General features: G+C 67.1%; 17 protein-coding genes and 1 tRNA gene. 13 read left to right on the top strand and 5 right to left on the bottom strand.

Features of this window, described 5'->3' with window-relative positions; translation table 11 throughout:
- The first annotated feature begins 109 nt into the window (after positions 1-109).
- From ACFYO1_RS19635 to ACFYO1_RS19610, 6 genes are all read left to right on the top strand, one after another.
- A complete protein-coding gene (locus ACFYO1_RS19635; protein ID WP_387232712.1) occupies positions 110-1,588 on the top strand; it encodes a trypsin-like peptidase domain-containing protein in 1,479 nt (492 codons plus the stop codon).
- A gap of 80 nt (positions 1,589-1,668) precedes the next feature.
- Positions 1,669-2,163: a molybdenum cofactor biosynthesis protein B gene (locus ACFYO1_RS19630; protein WP_223885114.1), complete on the top strand. Its 495-nt coding sequence runs from the start codon at positions 1,669-1,671 to the stop codon at positions 2,161-2,163.
- A gap of 697 nt (positions 2,164-2,860) precedes the next feature.
- A complete protein-coding gene (locus tag ACFYO1_RS19625) occupies positions 2,861-3,535 on the top strand; it encodes an MspA family porin (protein ID WP_387232709.1) in 675 nt (224 codons plus the stop codon).
- A 65-nt stretch (positions 3,536-3,600) separates the two neighbouring features.
- On the top strand, positions 3,601-4,272 hold the full coding sequence (locus ACFYO1_RS19620) for an MspA family porin (RefSeq protein WP_150402042.1): 672 nt from the start codon (positions 3,601-3,603) through the stop codon (positions 4,270-4,272).
- Between the two features lie 309 nt (positions 4,273-4,581).
- A complete protein-coding gene (locus ACFYO1_RS19615) occupies positions 4,582-5,256 on the top strand; it encodes an MspA family porin (RefSeq protein ID WP_387232706.1) in 675 nt (224 codons plus the stop codon).
- A 64-nt stretch (positions 5,257-5,320) separates the two neighbouring features.
- Positions 5,321-5,983 carry an MspA family porin gene (locus ACFYO1_RS19610; RefSeq protein WP_387232703.1) on the top strand — a complete coding sequence of 221 codons (663 nt, stop codon included), beginning with the start codon at positions 5,321-5,323 and terminating at the stop codon, positions 5,981-5,983.
- 80 nt (positions 5,984-6,063) lie between these two features.
- Here the strand turns inward: ACFYO1_RS19610 and mscL are convergent, their stop codons facing one another.
- The 4 genes from mscL to ACFYO1_RS19590 all read right to left on the bottom strand — a co-directional run bounded on the left by mscL (position 6,064) and on the right by ACFYO1_RS19590 (position 8,294).
- Positions 6,064-6,468 (bottom strand): large conductance mechanosensitive channel protein MscL, encoded by a 405-nt coding sequence (gene mscL, locus ACFYO1_RS19605; protein WP_387232701.1) that lies wholly within the window; start codon positions 6,466-6,468, stop codon positions 6,064-6,066.
- A 105-nt stretch (positions 6,469-6,573) separates the two neighbouring features.
- Positions 6,574-7,221, bottom strand: coding sequence for an SAF domain-containing protein (locus tag ACFYO1_RS19600; RefSeq protein ID WP_387232698.1), 648 nt, complete (start codon positions 7,219-7,221; stop codon positions 6,574-6,576).
- Between the two features lie 88 nt (positions 7,222-7,309).
- Positions 7,310-7,630 carry an FmdB family zinc ribbon protein gene (locus tag ACFYO1_RS19595; RefSeq protein ID WP_387232695.1) on the bottom strand — a complete coding sequence of 107 codons (321 nt, stop codon included), beginning with the start codon at positions 7,628-7,630 and terminating at the stop codon, positions 7,310-7,312.
- A 67-nt stretch (positions 7,631-7,697) separates the two neighbouring features.
- Positions 7,698-8,294, bottom strand: a complete 597-nt coding sequence (locus tag ACFYO1_RS19590; RefSeq protein ID WP_387232692.1) for a 5-formyltetrahydrofolate cyclo-ligase — start codon at positions 8,292-8,294, stop codon at positions 7,698-7,700.
- A gap of 79 nt (positions 8,295-8,373) precedes the next feature.
- On the opposite strand from ACFYO1_RS19590, the gene ACFYO1_RS19585 reads away from it, so the two are divergent.
- The 5 genes from ACFYO1_RS19585 to ACFYO1_RS19565 all read left to right on the top strand — a co-directional run bounded on the left by ACFYO1_RS19585 (position 8,374) and on the right by ACFYO1_RS19565 (position 12,974).
- Complete coding sequence (locus ACFYO1_RS19585; protein WP_387232689.1) at positions 8,374-9,330, top strand: UTP--glucose-1-phosphate uridylyltransferase; 957 nt, start codon at positions 8,374-8,376, stop codon at positions 9,328-9,330.
- Between the two features lie 129 nt (positions 9,331-9,459).
- Positions 9,460-10,719, top strand: a complete 1,260-nt coding sequence (glp, locus tag ACFYO1_RS19580) for a gephyrin-like molybdotransferase Glp (RefSeq protein ID WP_387232687.1) — start codon at positions 9,460-9,462, stop codon at positions 10,717-10,719.
- A 12-nt stretch (positions 10,720-10,731) separates the two neighbouring features.
- The gene (locus ACFYO1_RS19575; RefSeq protein ID WP_387232684.1) at positions 10,732-11,385 is read left to right on the top strand and encodes a GNAT family N-acetyltransferase; all 654 of its coding nucleotides are present in this window, start codon (positions 10,732-10,734) and stop codon (positions 11,383-11,385) included.
- Positions 11,386-11,666: 281 nt separating this feature from the next.
- Positions 11,667-12,800: a gephyrin-like molybdotransferase receptor GlpR gene (gene glpR, locus ACFYO1_RS19570; protein WP_387232681.1), complete on the top strand. Its 1,134-nt coding sequence runs from the start codon at positions 11,667-11,669 to the stop codon at positions 12,798-12,800.
- 101 nt (positions 12,801-12,901) lie between these two features.
- Positions 12,902-12,974 (top strand) — tRNA-Ala (locus tag ACFYO1_RS19565).
- Positions 12,975-13,322: 348 nt separating this feature from the next.
- Here the strand turns inward: ACFYO1_RS19565 and ACFYO1_RS19560 are convergent.
- Positions 13,323-14,288 carry a magnesium and cobalt transport protein CorA gene (locus ACFYO1_RS19560; protein WP_387232678.1) on the bottom strand — a complete coding sequence of 322 codons (966 nt, stop codon included), beginning with the start codon at positions 14,286-14,288 and terminating at the stop codon, positions 13,323-13,325.
- 183 nt (positions 14,289-14,471) lie between these two features.
- Here ACFYO1_RS19560 and dnaK point away from each other — a divergent pair, with 183 nt between their 5' ends.
- The gene (gene dnaK / locus ACFYO1_RS19555; protein ID WP_387232675.1) at positions 14,472-16,358 is read left to right on the top strand and encodes a molecular chaperone DnaK; all 1,887 of its coding nucleotides are present in this window, start codon (positions 14,472-14,474) and stop codon (positions 16,356-16,358) included.
- 11 nt (positions 16,359-16,369) lie between these two features.
- Positions 16,370-16,858: a nucleotide exchange factor GrpE gene (locus ACFYO1_RS19550; RefSeq protein WP_387232673.1), complete on the top strand. Its 489-nt coding sequence runs from the start codon at positions 16,370-16,372 to the stop codon at positions 16,856-16,858.
- Positions 16,859-16,861: the final 3 nt, after the last annotated feature.

Here is a 16,861-nt window from a genome sequence, read left to right as displayed (position 1 = left end):
CGCGAGCTGTTCGGTGATAGGTCTCGGGCAATTGATAGCACGGTCTCAGTCCGCTCTCAGTCGTCGTCGTCAAGCTTAGCGGCAGACGCTGAGGAGAAACGAGGAGTCCATGACCGAGGATTCGAAGGACCGGCGGGACGAGCCGGAGACGGCGAACGCCGCACCGGATCAGCCCAACCCGACCGATCAGATCCCGGCCGCACCGACGGGGGCCGCCGGCGCGCCGTATAGAGCGGGTTACGCACCGCAGGAGTCCGGTTACGGACCGTACGAGTCGCCGAATCAGCCGTACGCGGCGCAGCCGCCGATGGGGCAGTATCCGCCGCCGCATCAGCACACCCAGCCGTTCCCCGGTCCGGAGTACGGCGCGTCGCCGTTCGGGCCCGCGCAGCCGCCCTTCGACCAGCAGCCGCAAGGCGCCCCGCTCGGCGTGCAACCGCAGCCCGCCAAGCGCCCGGTCCGTACCGCCCTGGTCGCGGGCGCGGTCGCGCTGGCCTTGGTCAGCGGCGGCGTCGGCGGCGCGGTCGGCGCGCTGGCCACGCACTCGGACAACAACCGTCCAGCGATCACCAACGCGCTGGACCAGCCCAAGCCCAACGTCAACAACGTGTCCAACGCACCGGCGGGCTCGACCCAGGCGGTCGCGCAGAAGGTGCTGCCGAGCGTGGTGATGATCAAGGTGGCGAGCAGCCGCGCCGAGGGCGAGGGCTCCGGTGTGATCCTGTCCTCCGACGGCCTGATCCTGACCAACAATCACGTCGCGTCCGGCGGCGGCCCGAACGTCAAGATGGACGTCATGTTCTCGGATGGCAGCACCGCACCCGCGACGCTGGTCGGCGCCGATCCGGTCTCCGATCTCGCGGTGATCAAGGTGACCGGCAAGACCGGGCTGACCCCGATCGAGCTCGGCTCCTCGGCGAACCTTCAGGTCGGCCAGCCGGTCATCGCGATCGGCTCGCCGCTCGGCCTGGCCGGCACGGTCACCACCGGCATCGTGTCCGCGCTCAACCGCCCGGTGTCGACCAGCGGTGAGAGCGATCAGCAGAATCCGGCCGCGGTGAGCCCGGTGATCGACGCGGTGCAGACCGACGCCGCGATCAACCCGGGTAACTCCGGCGGCGCCCTGGTGGACGCCACCGGCAAGCTGATCGGCATCAATACCGCCATCGCCACGCTCGGCGCGGCCGAGCAGGCGGGCGGCCAGAGCGGCTCGATCGGCCTCGGCTTCGCCATCCCGGTCGACCAGGCCCGCCGGGTCGCCGACGAACTGATCAAGACCGGGCACGCAACCTACGCGCAGATCGGGATCAGCGTATTCCGTCAGCAGGACCCTCAGCAGGCGATCCTCGGCGCGAAGGTGCGCGACGCGGTGCCGGACGGTCCGGCGGCGAAGGCAGGCATTCCGGGCGGTGTGATCGTGACCAAGGTCGACGACCGCCCGATCGATTCGGGGAACGCGCTCGTCGCCGCGGTCCGCTCGCACCAACCAGGAGACAAGGTGAAAGTCACCTATACCAATGAGCAAGGCGCCAATCCCAAGACCGTCGAGGTGACCCTCACCGGTGCGCCCGCGGACGGTGGCAGATGATGCGCGTGCTGCAAGGCGGCCGCACGCCGCTGCTCGACACCGCCGCAGAGGTGCTCGGCATAGACGCTACGGTTAGCACCATGGAAATCGATGCTCCGGTGGCGGGGCGTGCTCTGGTGGTGGTCGTCGATGATCGAACGGCGCATGGAGGTGTTGACTCGCTCGGCCCGCTGGTCACCGAGCTGCTCACCGAGGCAGGCTTTCTGGTCGACGCGTCGGTGTCGGTGCAGGCCGACGAGGTCGAGATCCGCAACGCGCTGAACACCGCGGTGATCGGCGGAGTCGACCTGGTCATCTCGGTCGGCGGCACCGGCATGTCGCCGCGCGACGTGACCCCCGAGGCCACCTCCCAGGTGCTCGATCGCGAGCTGACCGGCATCAGCGAGGCGCTGCGTTCCTCCGGCCGGGTGGCCGGCTCGCTGGACGCCGGCCTGTCCCGAGGCGTGGCCGGTATCTCCGGCAGCACGCTGGTGGTCAACCTGCCGGGCACTCGCGCCGCGGTGCGGGACGGCATGGCCACCCTCGGCCCGCTCGCCAGCAAGGTCATCGGCGAGCTTTCCGGATTGGTCGACTGATCACGGTCTCCGATTCTTCCGACGACATCCCTCGTCCGGCCGCTCGCCGGGCGAGGGATGCGGCACGTCTCGCCGAGATTTTCGGCGACGCCCTCCCAGACACCACGAGCGACGAACGCGGATATGACTCCGGAAACGAGTCCTCCGCCGATGAATGGCTGCGCGCGCAGAAGCCGCCGCATCACGGTTGAATGCCCGAATCTACGTAGTAGCTACGTATCGATAAGTTTGGCTAACCGTAATTTACTCGTGATTATTTCAGATCCTTGTTTATGTCGTTGAGATAAGTACTGCCATGGCCCGTATTCGGCGGTTGACGCTTTAGCGCCTTCGTCGGCACCGGCCGGTCGGTCCGACTGTCTCCGTCACCTATTTCCGCACGTCAAGGGTGATGCGCGCGTTAACGATTGTGATCTACATCACATTGATCTTTACGAAAGCTTACGTTGCAGCGCCGTTACCTAGCGTTTAATGTTCGCCACGAGCCAACCCACAACTGGACCCCGCAGGCCCGGGTCGGCACGTACGTGGTCACCCGGCGGAACCTGGCTCGGTTCCGTTGCCAGCTACCCGTTGCGCCGAACTTACAGCCGGTTACACATCGGCAACAAAGTAACGACACACTGAGCTGGGCCTGAGAGGACCATTGTCCACCTCGAAGGTCGAGGTTGACTGTTTGAACCTGATGAGGGGAAGTATGAGCGAGAACCGCACCAACGGTCTGCGCCGCGGTGTCCGCGTCGCGGGCGTCGGCGCTGCCGCTGCCGTGGCCATGGGACTGCTTTCGACCGGTGCCGCCAACGCGGACACCTTCGTGCCGTTGCCGGACGGCCAGAAGGTCGGCCCGGGCGTGACCGTCAGTCGGACCGGAGAGCGCGCGCTGATTTCGCCGTCCCTGTCCGCGAACGGCGCAGGCCGGGTTGTCTGGGTTTCGGGCAACGCGATCGCCGATGTCTCCGTCACCCCGGAAGGTAAGGCCGGCCCGACCAACGGCCCCGCCGGTGGTCCGGGCACCAACAACTCCTCGACGCACGGAACGTCGCAGCTGAACACCGGCTACATCGTCGGTTGCCAGGTCAGCATCGCCGATGACGCGATCTCGGCGGGCGTCTCCGGCGGCATCAACCTCAGCGGCGCGACCGTGGGTGGATCGATCGGCCTCAACCTCGGCCCCGGCCAGGTCAAGTTCGTGCAGATCGACTACAAGGACATCACCAAGCCCGGCACGTACTCGGTCGAGTACCAGGACGCGGAAATCGAGATCCAGGGTTGCGCGGGCTACGCCCAGGCGCGGTCCTACACCGTCGTCGAGATCATCGGCGACCACTACTCGAAGACCACCCTGTACGGGATGCCGTTCAGCATTGGCTGACGTCCGTCGAATCCACGAAATTTCTTCTCGCTGAAGCGAACTCAATCCCTCGAGGGGCAGTACAAATGATCAACCGTAAGAACTTGGCACGGATGGCCGGTGTCGGCGCCGCTGCCACCATGGCCTTGGGCCTGTTCTCCACCGGCGCCGCGAACGCCGATACCTTCGTCCCGCTGCCGGGTGGTGAAATCACCAAGACGCTGTCCGACGGCACCGTGGTGACGATCAAGCTGGTCGGCGAATCCGCCAACATCAACCCGTCCATGGGTTCCACTCCGGTGCACCGCAACGCGTGGGTCTCCGGCAGCGCGCAGGTCGAACTGTCCGGTGCGGCCGGCGGCGCGATCTTCCCGGGCTACACCGTGGGCTGCCAGGTCAACATCGCGGGCGGCGGCGCCACCGGCGGCGTCGAGGGCAATGTCGACTGGAGTGACGGCCAGAACGTCACCGGCGGTGTCGGCGCCAACAGCGGCGGCAACCTGTCGCTCGGCCCCGGCCAGTCCAAGTCGTTCTACGTGCTCGATCTCGAGCAGGCCGACGACTTCGGCAACGAGGCGCACAAGAAGCGCAACAAGTTCAAGGGCACCAGCGGCTCGGTGACTTGGGCCGACGAGACCATCGGCCTGACCGGTTGCGCCGGTTACGCGCAGGCGCGTGCCTTCATCAATGTCGAGGTCGAAACCGATAGCGTGGTCACCTGGGTGACCCTGTGGGGAGCTCCGTTCAGCCTCGGCTGATCCAGTGGAGTAACGCACTTCGCACGTTCACGAAACCAGCCCGTCGCGCCCTATGCGACGGGCTAGTTTCGTGTGCAAACGGTTTGTCCCCCAACACTTTTGGCGAACATATTCGCAGTAACATACTCGAAATCTCTGAGAACTCCGGCGGAAACCAATAACATAAGCCCCACCCGAGATCGTCCTATGACGGGATGGACGGCTAATCACTTGATGGACAGAACATTCCACCAGGTGCGGCCGGCCTGAAAGGGGTTAACTCGGCCTCGACAACCCGGGGTCGACCGCTAGAACCTGATGAGGGGAAGTATGAGCAAGATCCGCACCAGGGGTCTGCATCGAGGGGTCCGCATCGCGGGCGCCGGCGCTGCGGCTGCCGTGGCCATGGGCCTGCTGTCGACCGGCGCCGCGAACGCCGATACCTTTGTGCCGTTGCCGGACGGCCAGAAGATCGGACCCGGCGTCACCATCTCGCGCAACAGTGAGCACGCGTTGATCTCGCCGTCGCTGGCGGCGAACGGCGCGGGTCGCGTGGTGTGGGTGTCGGGTAACGCCGTCGCCGATATCAGCGTGACGCCCGAAGGCAAGGCCGGACCCAACAACGGCGCCACCGGCGCCCCGGGCACCAACAATTCGTCGACGCACGGAACGTCGCAGCTGAACACCGGCTACATCGTCGGTTGCCAGGTCAGCATCGCCGACAACGCGATTTCCGCGGGCATCTCCGGTGGCATCAATCTCAGCGGCGCCACCGCGGGCGGCTCGATCGGGCTGAAACTGGGCCCGGGACAGGTCAAGTTCGTCGGTATCGACAGCAAGGACATCACCAAGCCGGGCGTCTACTCGGTCGAGTACCAAGACGCCGAGATCGAGATCCAGGGCTGTGCCGGGTACGCCCAGGCCAGGTCTTACACCGTCGTCGAGATCATCGGCGACAACTACTCCAAGACCACCCTCTACGGTGCGCCGTTCAGCATCGGCTGAGCGCGCCGGATCTGCCATCTCTGTTCTCGCTGAAGCGAATTCGATCCCTTAGGACACACATAAAATGATCAACCGAAAGAAACTCGCGCGGGCGGCAGGGCTCTGCGCCGCCGCCACGATGGCGGTCGGGCTGTTCTCCACCGGCGCCGCCAGCGCCGATACCTTCATTCCGCTGCCGGGCGGTGAACTCGTCAAGACGCTGTCCGACGGCACCGTGGTGACGGTCCGGCTGACCAACGAATCGGCCAACATCAGCCCGTCCATGGGCTCGACCCCGGTGCACCGCAACGCGTGGGTCTCCGGCTCCGCGTCGGTCGACATCCAGGGTGCGAAGGGTGGCGCGATCATCCCGGGCTACGTCGTCGGCTGCCAGGTCAACATCGCCGGCGGTGGGGCGGAAGGCGGCATGACCGCGGGCACCGACTGGGAAGGCAAGAGCCCGAAGATCGGCGCCACCACCGGCGCCAACCTGTCGCTCGGCCCCGGCCAGGCGACCTCGTTCTACGTCATCGACCGGGAAAAGGCCGACGACTTCGGTAACGAGGTGCACAAGAAGAGCTGGGCCTTCAAGGGCGAGAGCGCTTCGACCACCTGGGCCGACGAGACCATCGGTCTGTCCGGTTGCGGCGGTTACGCGCAGGCTCGTTCGTTCGTCAAGGTCGAGGTGGAGACCGACAACGTCATCACCTGGGTTGTCCTGTGGGGGCAGCCTTTCAGCCTCGGCTGATCTCGAATATCAACCAGCCCAAGGCGAACGGGCCCCTCGCGACTGCGGCGGGCCCGTTTTCCGTTCCCGCGCAAGTATTTTCAGGATTCGTGTTTACCGCCCGCGCTGCGTTGGCCCTCGGCGAGCAGGTCGCGGATCTGAATGAGCAGTTCGGTGTCGCTCAGCTCCACCGCGTCCTTGCTGAACCGTTTCTTCACGTGCACAGCGGGCAGCACGAGCACCAGGTACAGCACGGCGGCGATGATCACGAAATTGATCGCGGCGGTGATGATCGGACCGACCTGAACGAAGGTCGCCGGTTTGTCGGCAACGAGCTGGAAACCGAGACCGAGTTCATTGCTGCCGCCGAATACGGCCAGTATCGGGTTGACGATGCCATTGGTGAACGCGGTGACGATCGCGACGAACGCGGTGCCGATGACCACCGCCACCGCCAGGTCGACAACGTTTCCGCGGAATAGAAAATCCTTGAAACCCTTGAGCATTGCCGAAATCTCCTCTACGTGTGGAGCTGACAAAGTGGTGCTCTTCAGTTGACGCCTTCGGTATCGCCGATGCTAGTTGACCTTGATGGCAAATGTGTGGACAACTCAATGGAAGACGACGGTGAGCGCGGTATGCAGCGATGCCGCCGCGACGACCGTGGCGTGTTCGGCGTCCATCGCGACCAAGACCACACGCTCTTTCGTGGCGCGCCCGTCGCCCGGTCCGGACACCAGGACCACCGCGGCATCGGTGGCGAGCGTGCGGGCGGGTCGCGACCCCTGCTCCTCGCCGCCGACCACATCGACTCGGTCACCGGCGCGCAGGATTTCGGCGACGGCGGTGTCGGCCGGGCGGATGGGCACGATCCGCGCGTCGCGCGCGCCGGTCGCGACGGCGGCCAAGCGCGGTCCGACGACCCGGATATCGGTGAACACTTCGCCGGTGCGCATAGCCCCGGTCAGCGTGGCGCCTACTACTTCGGCCGGATCTCGCACGGCACCGTCGGGCAGTGCGGTGGATTCACGGGGAGCCGATCGAAGATCGTTCGCCGCGAGTACGTGGCCCGGCTCGAGATCGTGGCCGGCGACGACGACCGGCGTCCGTGCGGCGCCGGGGTCGCCGCGTAGGAACAACGCCGCCGCCAGGCATGCCAGGCCGCCGGCGAGGAGTCGTCGCAGCAGCAGACTGTCCGCCCAGTGTGGCCGATGCCACAGCGGAAAGCGGGTACCGAGATCGGCGAAGGATCGGGTCATGGCCGGATCCTATGACCGCGGCCACACCCGGCAGCCCGGGAAACGGGCTAGTTGTGAATAACTGAGGGGCTGTGGATAATTCGGCGAATCAGCTGGCCACGGCCGTGCTGGCCGAGGTGCTGCTGCCGTTGGACGAGCCGGAATCGGAGCTGGACGACGTCGACGAGGTCGACGAGCTCGACTCCTTCGAGCCGTTCTCGGACTTCGCCGGCTCGCTCGCGGTGGACGCGCCGCCGCGGCTGTCGGTGCGGTAGAAACCGCTGCCCTTGAACACGATGCCGACCGAATTGAACAGCTTGCGCAGCTTTCCGGAGCACTCCGGGCACACCGTCAGCGCATCGTCGGAAAAGGACTGAACGATGTCGAAGCGGTTGTCACACTGGGTGCACGCATACGAGTAAGTTGGCACAGCATCCTCCGCGAGTTAGTCCTCTGGCACTCTACAGCCGACAGTGCCAACGTTGCCAATCTACCTTTCATTCCGGGGCGTGATCTTCGCCAAGTCGTTGCAGGCCGCCGCCCGGGGTGAGTGCCCAGCCCATGCGCGAGTCGTGCGGTTCCTCGGGCAGCCGGTCCACGAGTTCCGCGTCGCCGACCACCGCGACCAGCCGCGCGTCCGGGCGGGCCGCGGACAGGGTCCGGTCGTAGTATCCCGCCCCGCGCCCGAGCCGCACTCCGCGCCGATCCACCGCGAGCGCCGGCACCAAGATCAGCTCCGCCCAGGCGATCGCGGTACTGGGCAGCGACTCGCCGACCGGTTCGAGCAGGCCGAAACGGGCTCGGCGCAAGCTTTCCCGGCCGGTGTACTCGGCCCAGTCGAGCGGGCCCGGCGGCCCGGTCACCGGAACCAGCACCCGCGCGCCGGCCGTCCGCAGGGCATCCAGCATCTGCGTCGACCCCGGTTCGCCGCGCACGGGAACATACGCGCAAACCCACTCCGGCACGGTCAGCTGCCCGACGGCCGCGACCAGCGCGAGGCTGTTCATCGCCTGCTCTTCGGCGGTCATCGCCGCCCGTCGAGCAAGAATTTCGGTGCGCCATGCATGTTTATCGCGCTCACCGGGCATCTCCATGGCGATCACCATAGGCTGACCGGAATACCGGTCGGCTCGACGCCGAGTCAGGGGCTGCGACGATGGATAGGGTATGCGCATGACAGCAAAGGCCGGACAGCCCGGCGATGTACCGCTGGAGTCGTGCTTCCGCACGGCCGTGGTGCCTGCCGCCGGGCTCGGAACGCGATTCCTCCCCGCGACCAAGACGGTGCCCAAGGAACTCCTTCCGGTGGTCGACACCCCCGGTATCGAACTGGTCGCCGCCGAGGCCGCCGAGTCCGGCGCCCAGCGGCTGGTGATCGTCACCTCGCCGGGTAAGGACGGCGTCGTCGCGCACTTCGTCGAGGACCTGGTGCTCGAGGGCACCCTCGCCGAGCGCGGCAAGTTCCAGCTGCTGGAGAAGGTGCGCAAGGCGCCGGGTCTGCTCGACGTGACCTCGGTCGTGCAGGAGGAGCCGCTCGGCCTCGGCCACGCGGTCGCGCAGGCCGAGGCGGTGCTCGACGACGACGAGGACGCCATCGCCGTGCTGCTGCCGGACGACCTGGTGTTGCCCGCGGGCGTGCTGGACGTGATGTGCCGGGTCCGCCGCAAGCGCGGCGGCACCGTGCTGTGCGCCATCGACGTGCCCAAGGACGAGGTCAGCGCCTACGGCGTGTTCGACGTCGAGACCGTGCCGGACGCGGTGAATCCGAATGTGCTGCGGGTCAAGGGCATGGTGGAGAAGCCCGCGCTCGCCGACGCGCCGTCCACCTTCGCGGCGGCCGGACGATACCTGTTGGACCGCGCGGTTTTCGACGCGCTGCGCCGAATCGAGCCCGGCGCGGGCGGCGAATTGCAACTCACCGACGCCGTCGCGCTGCTCATCGCCGAAGGTCATCCCGTTCATGTCGTGGTGCACCGTGGGTCGCGCCACGATTTGGGCAACCCGGGCGGCTATCTTCGTGCTGCGGTCGATTTCGCTTTGGAACGCGACGAATACGGCCCCGCCCTCCGGGAGTGGTTGGAGCATCGGCTCGGTCCCGATTGGGATCCGCAGCTGACGACCTACGACTGAGGCGTCGGGTTTCCTCGATAGTGGGCCGTCGGGTACGAATGATGGTTCACCACGCGCGCCGAAAAGGTTGTGCCGAAGCGAAATCGCGCGGTGGAATCACAGGTGTGCGGAGAGATCAGGAAGGGCTGGATGCGCTCGGTTGAGGATCAGCAGATCAAGGTGACCGCCGCGGCGGTCGCCCCTCGGCCGGTCCGGGTCGCGATTTCCGAGGCCCAGGGCCTGCTGTGTGCCGAGGACGTCGTCACCGAACGACCGCTGCCCGGATTCGATCAGGCGGCGATCGACGGTTACGCGGTGCGCAGCGTCGACGTGGCCGCCGCGGGCACCGACATCCGCAACGAGGACGACGAACTCGTCGACCTGACGCTGCCGGTGGTCGGCGAGGTGATCGCCGGATCCCGTCAGCCGATCCGGTTGCAGCCGCGCCAGACCGTCCGGGTCGACACCGGTGCGCCGCTGCCGACGCTCGCGGATGCCGTGCTGCCCTTGGACTTCACCGACGGCGGCCGGGCGAAGATCAAGATCTACGAGCCGGTCCGGTCCGGCGACTACGTGCGGCGCATCGGCGACGATGTGCAGCCCGGCGATGTCGCCGTGCGCGCGGGCACCATCATCGGCGCGGCCCAGGTGGGACTGCTGGCGGCGGTCGGGCAGGACAAGGTGCTCGTGCATCCGCGGCCGCGGCTGTCGGTGATCTCGGTCGGTGGCGAACTCATCGATATCGATCGGACCCCCGGCCCGGGCCAGGTGTACGACGTGAACTCCTATGCCCTCGCCGCCGCGGCCAGGGACGCGGGCGCGGACGTCAACCGGGTCGGCATCGTGAGCGCCGACCCGGGTCGGCTGCGCGACGTGGTCGAGGGGCAGCTGGTGCGCTCCGAGGTCGTCGTCATCGCCGGCGCGGTCGGCGGTTGGGCCTCCGATCAGGTGCGCGAGGCGCTCGAGGGGCTCGGCGAACTCGAAATCACCCGCGTCGCCATGCATCCCGGCTCGGTGCAGGGCTTCGGCCGGCTCGGGCGCGACGAGGTGCCCACCTTCCTGCTGCCGTCCAACCCGGTCGGCGCGCTGGTCGTGTTCGAGGTGATGGTGCGTCCGCTGATCCGAATCGCGTTGGGGCGCAGGCATCCCATGCGCCGGATCATCATGGCCAGGACCATCACGCCGATCAGCTCGATGGCCGGCCGCAAGGGCTACCTGCGCGCGCAGCTCATGCGCGACGAGGCCACCGGCGACTACCTCGTGCAACCACTCGGCGGTGGTGCGGGCGCCTCGTCCCACCTGCTGGCCACCCTGGCCGAGGCGAACAGCCTGATCGTGATAGATCCCGACGACACCGAGATTCGCACCGGTGACGAGGTCCGGGTCGCTTTTCTCGCACAGCGCGGCTGAGGCGTGGAGGCGATGAACATGTTCCGGGTCACCCAGCATCCCGGCTGGCCGGCGCGTCTCGGTCCGATCCGGGTCAGCGCAGGGGAGGTGACGCTGCGTCCGGTGCGGCTGCGCGACGCCGCCGCGTGGAGCCGAATCCGATTGCAGGACAGGGCGCATCTGGAGCCGTGGGAGCCGACCGGCCGCGGGGCGTGGGAGGCGCGCAACCACGCGTCCAACTGGCCGTCGCTGTGGTCGAGCCTGAAGGCCGAGGCCCGGCGCGGCGCGATGATTCCGCTGGTGATCGAGGTGGACGGCGCGTTCAGCGGGCAGCTGACCGTCGGCAATATCGTGCGCGGCGCGCTGCGTTCGGGCTGGATCGGTTACTGGGTCGCCAAGGATCTCAGCGGTCAAGGGGTCGCGACCGCCGCACTGGCGCTCGGGCTCGATCATTGCTTCGGCCCGATCGGGCTGCACCGGGTCGAGGCGACCGTGCGGCCGGAAAACCTGGCCAGCCAAGCGGTCCTGCGCAATGTCGGCTTTCGCGAGGAAGGGCTGCTGCGTCGCTACCTCGACGTGGACGGCGCCTGGCGTGATCACCTGCTGGTGGGGATCACCGTCGAGGAGCTGATGGGCACCGTCGTCGACCGGCTGGTGCGGGAGGGCCGGGCCGTTCTCCCCGGATAACCGTGCAATACGGACACGCCCGGCGCATTCGACGCGCGGAAGAATTGGTGGCTTTGTGACAGGTGTGGCGGGTGTGCACGGCGCGCCTGCCGTATCTCGGCGCGTCCCGGAATTAACCTACGGACGTCGGAGGTGCGTCCTGCACCCTCGGCAGGGAGCCTGCGAGGCGACCGGCGTCCATGCCGCAGCGACGGACGGAAGCCGGGCGGACGCGGGGCGTGCTGCGCACCGCTCGCCGGCCGAACGGACCAAACCAGGCCGGGACGGAGGTGCTGACCGAGATGCCGAATTCAATCCTGTGGATCGGACTGGTCGTGCTCTGGGTCTTCGTCCTGTTCCCCATCCTCGCCGACCGGCACCCGAGGATCCGGCGCACCACCGACGCCGCCCTCGCCACCCGCGTGCTCGTCCGCGGAGATTCCAAGCGGCGCACCAAGAGTGGACCGGCCGCGGGCCACGAAACCGACCCCAACTGGCGGCCCCGCCGCGCACAGAGAAAGCATGCCCACAGCGATGATGCGGAGGACCGGATGACAACACCGGCCGACGAACCAGTCACCGAAGGTGACCTACCGGCGATCGCCGAATCCGCGGCATCCCAGCCCGATCCAGACATCGCTGACGCCGAGCTCGACGACACCGAACTCGCCGAAGCAACCTCCGCGGACCAGGACGCCGAGCCGTCCGACGACGAAACCGTAAGCGCGGAAGCCGATTCCGACGACGAACTCGCTGCGCAGAACGACGACACGGTCGATGATGACGAGGTGGGCGAACAGCGCACCGAACCGGTCGCGGCCCGGATACCCCCCGCGCCCTCCACCGCCCCCGCGCGTGTCGAGCACGACGACTACTTCGACGACGAAGAAGCCGAGCGCACCGCGCGCCGCCCCCGCGACGACTACGACCCCGACGACCTCGACTACGTCCCCACCCGCCGCGGCCGCGGCGGCTACGACCCCGAGGCCGACGCCATCGCCCGCGCCGCCCGCTACACCTTCCGCCAGCGCGCCGTCCTCGGCCTCGTGCTGGCCGGCCTGCTGTGCGGCGGCCTCGCCGTCGCCCTCTCCCCGCACTTCTGGTGGGGCTGCGGCCTCGCCGTCGCCGTCCTCATCGGCTACCTCACCTACCTGCGCAAGCAGGTCCGGATCGAAGAAGACATCCGCCGCCGCCGAGCCGCCCGCCTCAGCCGCGCCGAACAACTCGGCGAACACCCCGGCTCCCGGCAATCGCACGCCGCCCGCGCCGCCATGGACCGCGACACCGCGCGCGCCTTACGCCGCCGCTCCGCCCTCCTGGAGACCGACGACGAAGACCCCATGTTCCACCACCTCGACCCCTTCGACCCCGCCACCGCCCGCGCCCTGCGTGACCGCACCGGCGGCAACGACATGCGCCGCGCCGCAGGCGAATAACCACCCAGCGTGACTCCGAAAAACCCCAGCTAGACCACCCGATTCGGAGTCTCGCAGCAACCTTTGCTACAGTTGCACAGCGCGGTTCCCCGGAGCCGCACGGGGCTATAGCGCAGTTGGTAGCGCGTCTCGTTCGCATCGAGAAGGTCAGGGGTTCGATTCCCCTTAGCTCCACGCTAGGCGGCTCATGCTCATAGAGAGCATGAGCCGTTTTCGCGTTCCGCGTGTTTTGTGGGGGTGCAACCCCCACACCCCGCCCGGCGGGCTTCGCCCCCGGACCCCCACCCGGGCTCGCCAGTCCCGAAGCCTTCGCCCAGCCGGACCCCCTCCTCGGTGCGCCAGTCCCGAAGCCTTCGCCCTCAGGCCCCCACCCAGGTTCGCCAGTCCCGAGGCCTTGGCCCGGACCCTTCCAGATTCGTCAGCTTGCGAAAGCCGTGCCCTGGATCACCTCTCAGGTTGTCTGCCGAGGGGTCGTCTCCCGTTCCTCAGGTCATGTCCGAGGTGGGATTGATTCAGGTGATTTCAGAGCCATCCTTTACGCCGAAAGAGCATGTGGACCAAAGTGGCGAGGGTGATCATGAGGGTGAGGGCGGCGGGGTAGCCGTAGGTCCAGGAGAGTTCGGGCATTCCTTCGAAATTCATGCCGTAGATTCCGGCGACGAGGGTGGGGGCGGCGGCGGTGGCTACCCAGGCGGAGATTTTGCGCATGTCTTCGTTTTGGCGGATGCCGACTTGGGTGAGGTTGGCGTTGAGGACGCCGTCGAGGAGTTCGCGGCGGGCGCGGACTCGGTTGTCTATGTGGCGGAAGTGGCGATCGATTTCGTGTAGGGCTTGTTCGCCGATGTTGGTGCTGTAGGGGTCGTCGGCGATCCAGGTGGGGAGGCGGCGGCGAACCAACCGTTCCAGGGGTTCGTCGACGAGTGGGGCGGTGGTTTGTTCGAATTCCATCAATAGGCGGCGTAGTCGGTAGATCTGCTCGACCGGGTTCGCCCTGTCGGTGGAGAAGACTTCGCTCTCGACCTGTTTGATCTCACGGTCGAGGTGGTCGAGCAGGTCGAGGTAGCCGTCGATGATGAAGTCGAGGACGACGCGGAACGCGGCCAGCGGGCCGCCGGCGAGATCGGTGTCGGCGGTAGGGAGAGTGATCTCGGCGCCGATGGTGACGACGAAATCCCTTCCTACGGCGAGTAATACATCGCCTACGTCGAGGGAAATGCCTGTGGCGTCGAAATGGCCCGTGGGCATGGCGATGACGACGGTTTCGCCTTGGACTTCCAAACCTGGACGTTGCAGCTCTCGGTGAGCCTTGGACAGCAAGACCGGATCCAGGCCGACCGCCTGGTGCAGTCGGGCGAGATCATCGTCGTCGAGGTTCCGCACACCGATCCAAGCGAATGCCCCCGGCGTCTTGTGGCTGCCGTCCGAATTCGTCGCCCGGAGCTCGGGGCGCAGCTGTCCGTCGAAATAAACGGCATCATCGGTGATCATGCCGGCATTGTGCCGGGCATCGAGACCACCATGCGTTGCAGGTCCGTACCCCCTGTCCGCACAGGTCGAATCGGGCCGGGTTTTTCACCTTGCGGGGCCGTTTCGTGGCTCGGGCCGTATCGGAAGGATTGGGGGATCGAGTATCCGGCGGCCGGACGGTCGCGCCGATCCGAAGGAATTGATATGGCGACTGCTGTAGGGATCGATCTGGGGACTACTAATTCGGTGATCGCGAGCTGGCAGGGGGGTGAGCCGGTGGTGATCGCGAATGCCGAGGGGGCGCGCACTACGCCGTCGGTGGTCGCGTTCACCGAGAGCGGTGAGCGGCTCGTGGGTCAGCTTGCTCGCCGGCAGGCGATTTTGAATCCGAAGGGCACGATCTATTCGGCGAAGCGATTCATCGGGCGTCACTTCGACGAGATCTCGGCGGAAGCCAAGGCGGTGAGCTTCGATGTGGTCGAGGGCGACGGTGGCGTTGCCCGGTTCGATGTGCGGGGCAAACTGTATGCGCCCGAGGAGATCAGCGCGCTGGTGCTGCGCAAGCTGGTCGATGACGCGAGCAAGTACCTGGGCGAGCGGGTCAAGGAGGCGGTGATCACCGTGCCCGCTTACTTCAATGACGCGCAGCGCAATGCCACCAAGGACGCCGGCCGGATCGCGGGCCTCGAGGTCTTGCGCATCATCAACGAGCCGACCGCTGCCGCGCTGGCGTACGGCTTGGACAAGCAGACCCACGAGACGGTGCTCGTATTCGACCTCGGTGGAGGCACTTTCGATGTCAGCCTGCTCGACGTCGGTGAAGGTGTGGTCGAGGTCCGCTCCACCGCGGGCGACTCGCATCTGGGCGGTGACGACTTCGACCGGCGCATCGTGGACTATCTCGCCGACGAATTCCAGCGCGCCGAGCACATCGACCTGCGGGCCGATCCGCAAGCGCTGCAACGACTATTCGAGGCGGCGGAGAAGGCCAAGGTCGAGCTGTCCTCGGTGACGCAGACGCAGGTGAATCTGCCGTTCGTCACCGCCGACGCGAACGGACCGAAGCATCTCACGACCACGCTTATGCGCTCGAAGTTCGAGGACCTGACGGCGGATCTGGTGCAGCGCTGCCTCGGCCCGGTCGAGCAGGCCATGTCCGATGCCAAGGTCACCGCCAACGACATCGACGAGGTGATCCTGGTCGGTGGTTCCACCCGCATCCCGGCGGTGCAGGCGCTGGTGCGCAGGCTGACCGGCGGCAAGGACCCGAACATGAGCGTCAACCCGGACGAGGTGGTCGCGCTCGGGGCTGCGGTGCAGGCGGGCGTGCTCAAGGGTGAGGTCTCCGATGTGCTGCTGCTGGATGTCACGCCGCTGTCGCTGGGCGTGGAGACCCAGGGCGGGGTGATGACGAAGATCATCGAACGCAATACCACCATCCCGGCCCGGCGCAGCGAGGTGTTCTCCACCGCAGAGGACAACCAGCCCGCCGTCGATGTGGTTGTGCTCCAAGGCGAACGCGAGCGTGCCGCCGACAACCGTGTGCTCGGCCGGTTCCGGCTGGAGGACATCCGGCCCGCCCCGCGCGGCCAGGCGCAGGTCGAGGTCACCTTCGATATCGACGCCAACGGCATCCTCAATGTCACCGCGCGCGACAAGGACACCGGTAAAGAGCAGAGCATCACGATCAGCGAGCAGTCCAATCTGGACCAGAGCGAGGTCGACCGGATGCTCGCCGAGGCCGAGCAGCACCGTCGCGAAGACGAACAACTGCGTAAGGCCGTCGATGCCCGCAACGCGTTGGATTCGGCCGCGTACCAGGTGGAACGGCGGCTGGCCGAACTCGGCGACAGCGCGCCGCCGCATGAGCGGGCACGCGCCGAGATGCTGATCGCCGACGCCAGACGCGCCGTCAAGGAAGAAGAGCCGCTCGATCGGGTGCAGTCGCTCACCTCGGAGCTACAGCAATTGGTGTACGGGTTGCAGCCCACCCCATCCGGTGGCGGCGACGAACAGTCCGGCTACGCGGGCGCACGAGCGGGCGCGCCCGGCGACGACGACGTGATCGACGCCGAGTTCGACCGGAGCTGAGGAGGTTCGTGATGGAAACCTCGTCAGACCAGTCGATCACCGACGCGCCCACCCCGGAGGAACAACCCGATCCAGAGATCGCGCAGTGGGAAGACCGCTGGCGGCGCACCGCCGCCGATCTGGACAACTTGCGCAAGCGCTACGCCAGGGATCTCGATCGAGAGCGCGCGGCCGAACGGGCGAAGGTCACCGGGGCCTGGCTGCCGATGCTGGACAACTTGGAGTTGGCGCTGGCGCACGCGAACAGCGAGACGGACCCGCTCGTCGCCGGCGTGCGCGCGATCCGGGACCAGTCTGTGCAGGTACTCGAACAGCTCGGCTACCCAAGGCACTCGGAGGTGGGAGTCCCGTTCTCGCCGGAACTGCACGAGGTGGTCAGCGTGATCGACCGCCCCGATCTGCCGCCGGGCACCGTGGTCGAGGTGCTGCGCCCCGGGTACGGCGAGAACGGACAGCAGTTACGTCCGGCGGCCGTGATCGTCAGCAGTCGCGAGGGGTGAGCG

It is taken from the genome of Nocardia sp. NPDC006044 (assembly GCF_042871115.1).
In the GTDB taxonomy this organism is placed as follows: Bacteria; Actinomycetota; Actinomycetes; order Mycobacteriales; family Mycobacteriaceae; genus Nocardia.
Note: the sequence above shows the minus strand (reverse complement) of the source record. Positions and strands in the feature narration are given on the sequence as shown.

Excerpts from the sequence above, each read along its gene's own strand:
- ACFYO1_RS19635 (WP_387232712.1), top strand. The coding sequence starts at position 110 with ATGACCGAGGATTCGAAGGACCGGCGGGACGAGCCGGAGACGGCGAAC.
- ACFYO1_RS19630 (WP_223885114.1), top strand. The coding sequence starts at position 1,669 with ATGGAAATCGATGCTCCGGTGGCGGGGCGTGCTCTGGTGGTGGTCGTC.
- ACFYO1_RS19625 (WP_387232709.1), top strand. The coding sequence starts at position 2,861 with ATGAGCGAGAACCGCACCAACGGTCTGCGCCGCGGTGTCCGCGTCGCG.
- ACFYO1_RS19620 (WP_150402042.1), top strand. The coding sequence starts at position 3,601 with ATGATCAACCGTAAGAACTTGGCACGGATGGCCGGTGTCGGCGCCGCT.
- ACFYO1_RS19615 (WP_387232706.1), top strand. The coding sequence starts at position 4,582 with ATGAGCAAGATCCGCACCAGGGGTCTGCATCGAGGGGTCCGCATCGCG.
- ACFYO1_RS19610 (WP_387232703.1), top strand. The coding sequence starts at position 5,321 with ATGATCAACCGAAAGAAACTCGCGCGGGCGGCAGGGCTCTGCGCCGCC.
- mscL (WP_387232701.1), bottom strand. The coding sequence starts at position 6,468 with ATGCTCAAGGGTTTCAAGGATTTTCTATTCCGCGGAAACGTTGTCGAC.
- ACFYO1_RS19600 (WP_387232698.1), bottom strand. The coding sequence starts at position 7,221 with ATGACCCGATCCTTCGCCGATCTCGGTACCCGCTTTCCGCTGTGGCAT.
- ACFYO1_RS19590 (WP_387232692.1), bottom strand. The coding sequence starts at position 8,294 with ATGGAGATGCCCGGTGAGCGCGATAAACATGCATGGCGCACCGAAATT.
- ACFYO1_RS19585 (WP_387232689.1), top strand. The coding sequence starts at position 8,374 with ATGACAGCAAAGGCCGGACAGCCCGGCGATGTACCGCTGGAGTCGTGC.
- glp (WP_387232687.1), top strand. The coding sequence starts at position 9,460 with ATGCGCTCGGTTGAGGATCAGCAGATCAAGGTGACCGCCGCGGCGGTC.
- ACFYO1_RS19575 (WP_387232684.1), top strand. The coding sequence starts at position 10,732 with ATGAACATGTTCCGGGTCACCCAGCATCCCGGCTGGCCGGCGCGTCTC.
- glpR (WP_387232681.1), top strand. The coding sequence starts at position 11,667 with ATGCCGAATTCAATCCTGTGGATCGGACTGGTCGTGCTCTGGGTCTTC.
- ACFYO1_RS19560 (WP_387232678.1), bottom strand. The coding sequence starts at position 14,288 with ATGATCACCGATGATGCCGTTTATTTCGACGGACAGCTGCGCCCCGAG.
- dnaK (WP_387232675.1), top strand. The coding sequence starts at position 14,472 with ATGGCGACTGCTGTAGGGATCGATCTGGGGACTACTAATTCGGTGATC.
- ACFYO1_RS19550 (WP_387232673.1), top strand. The coding sequence starts at position 16,370 with ATGGAAACCTCGTCAGACCAGTCGATCACCGACGCGCCCACCCCGGAG.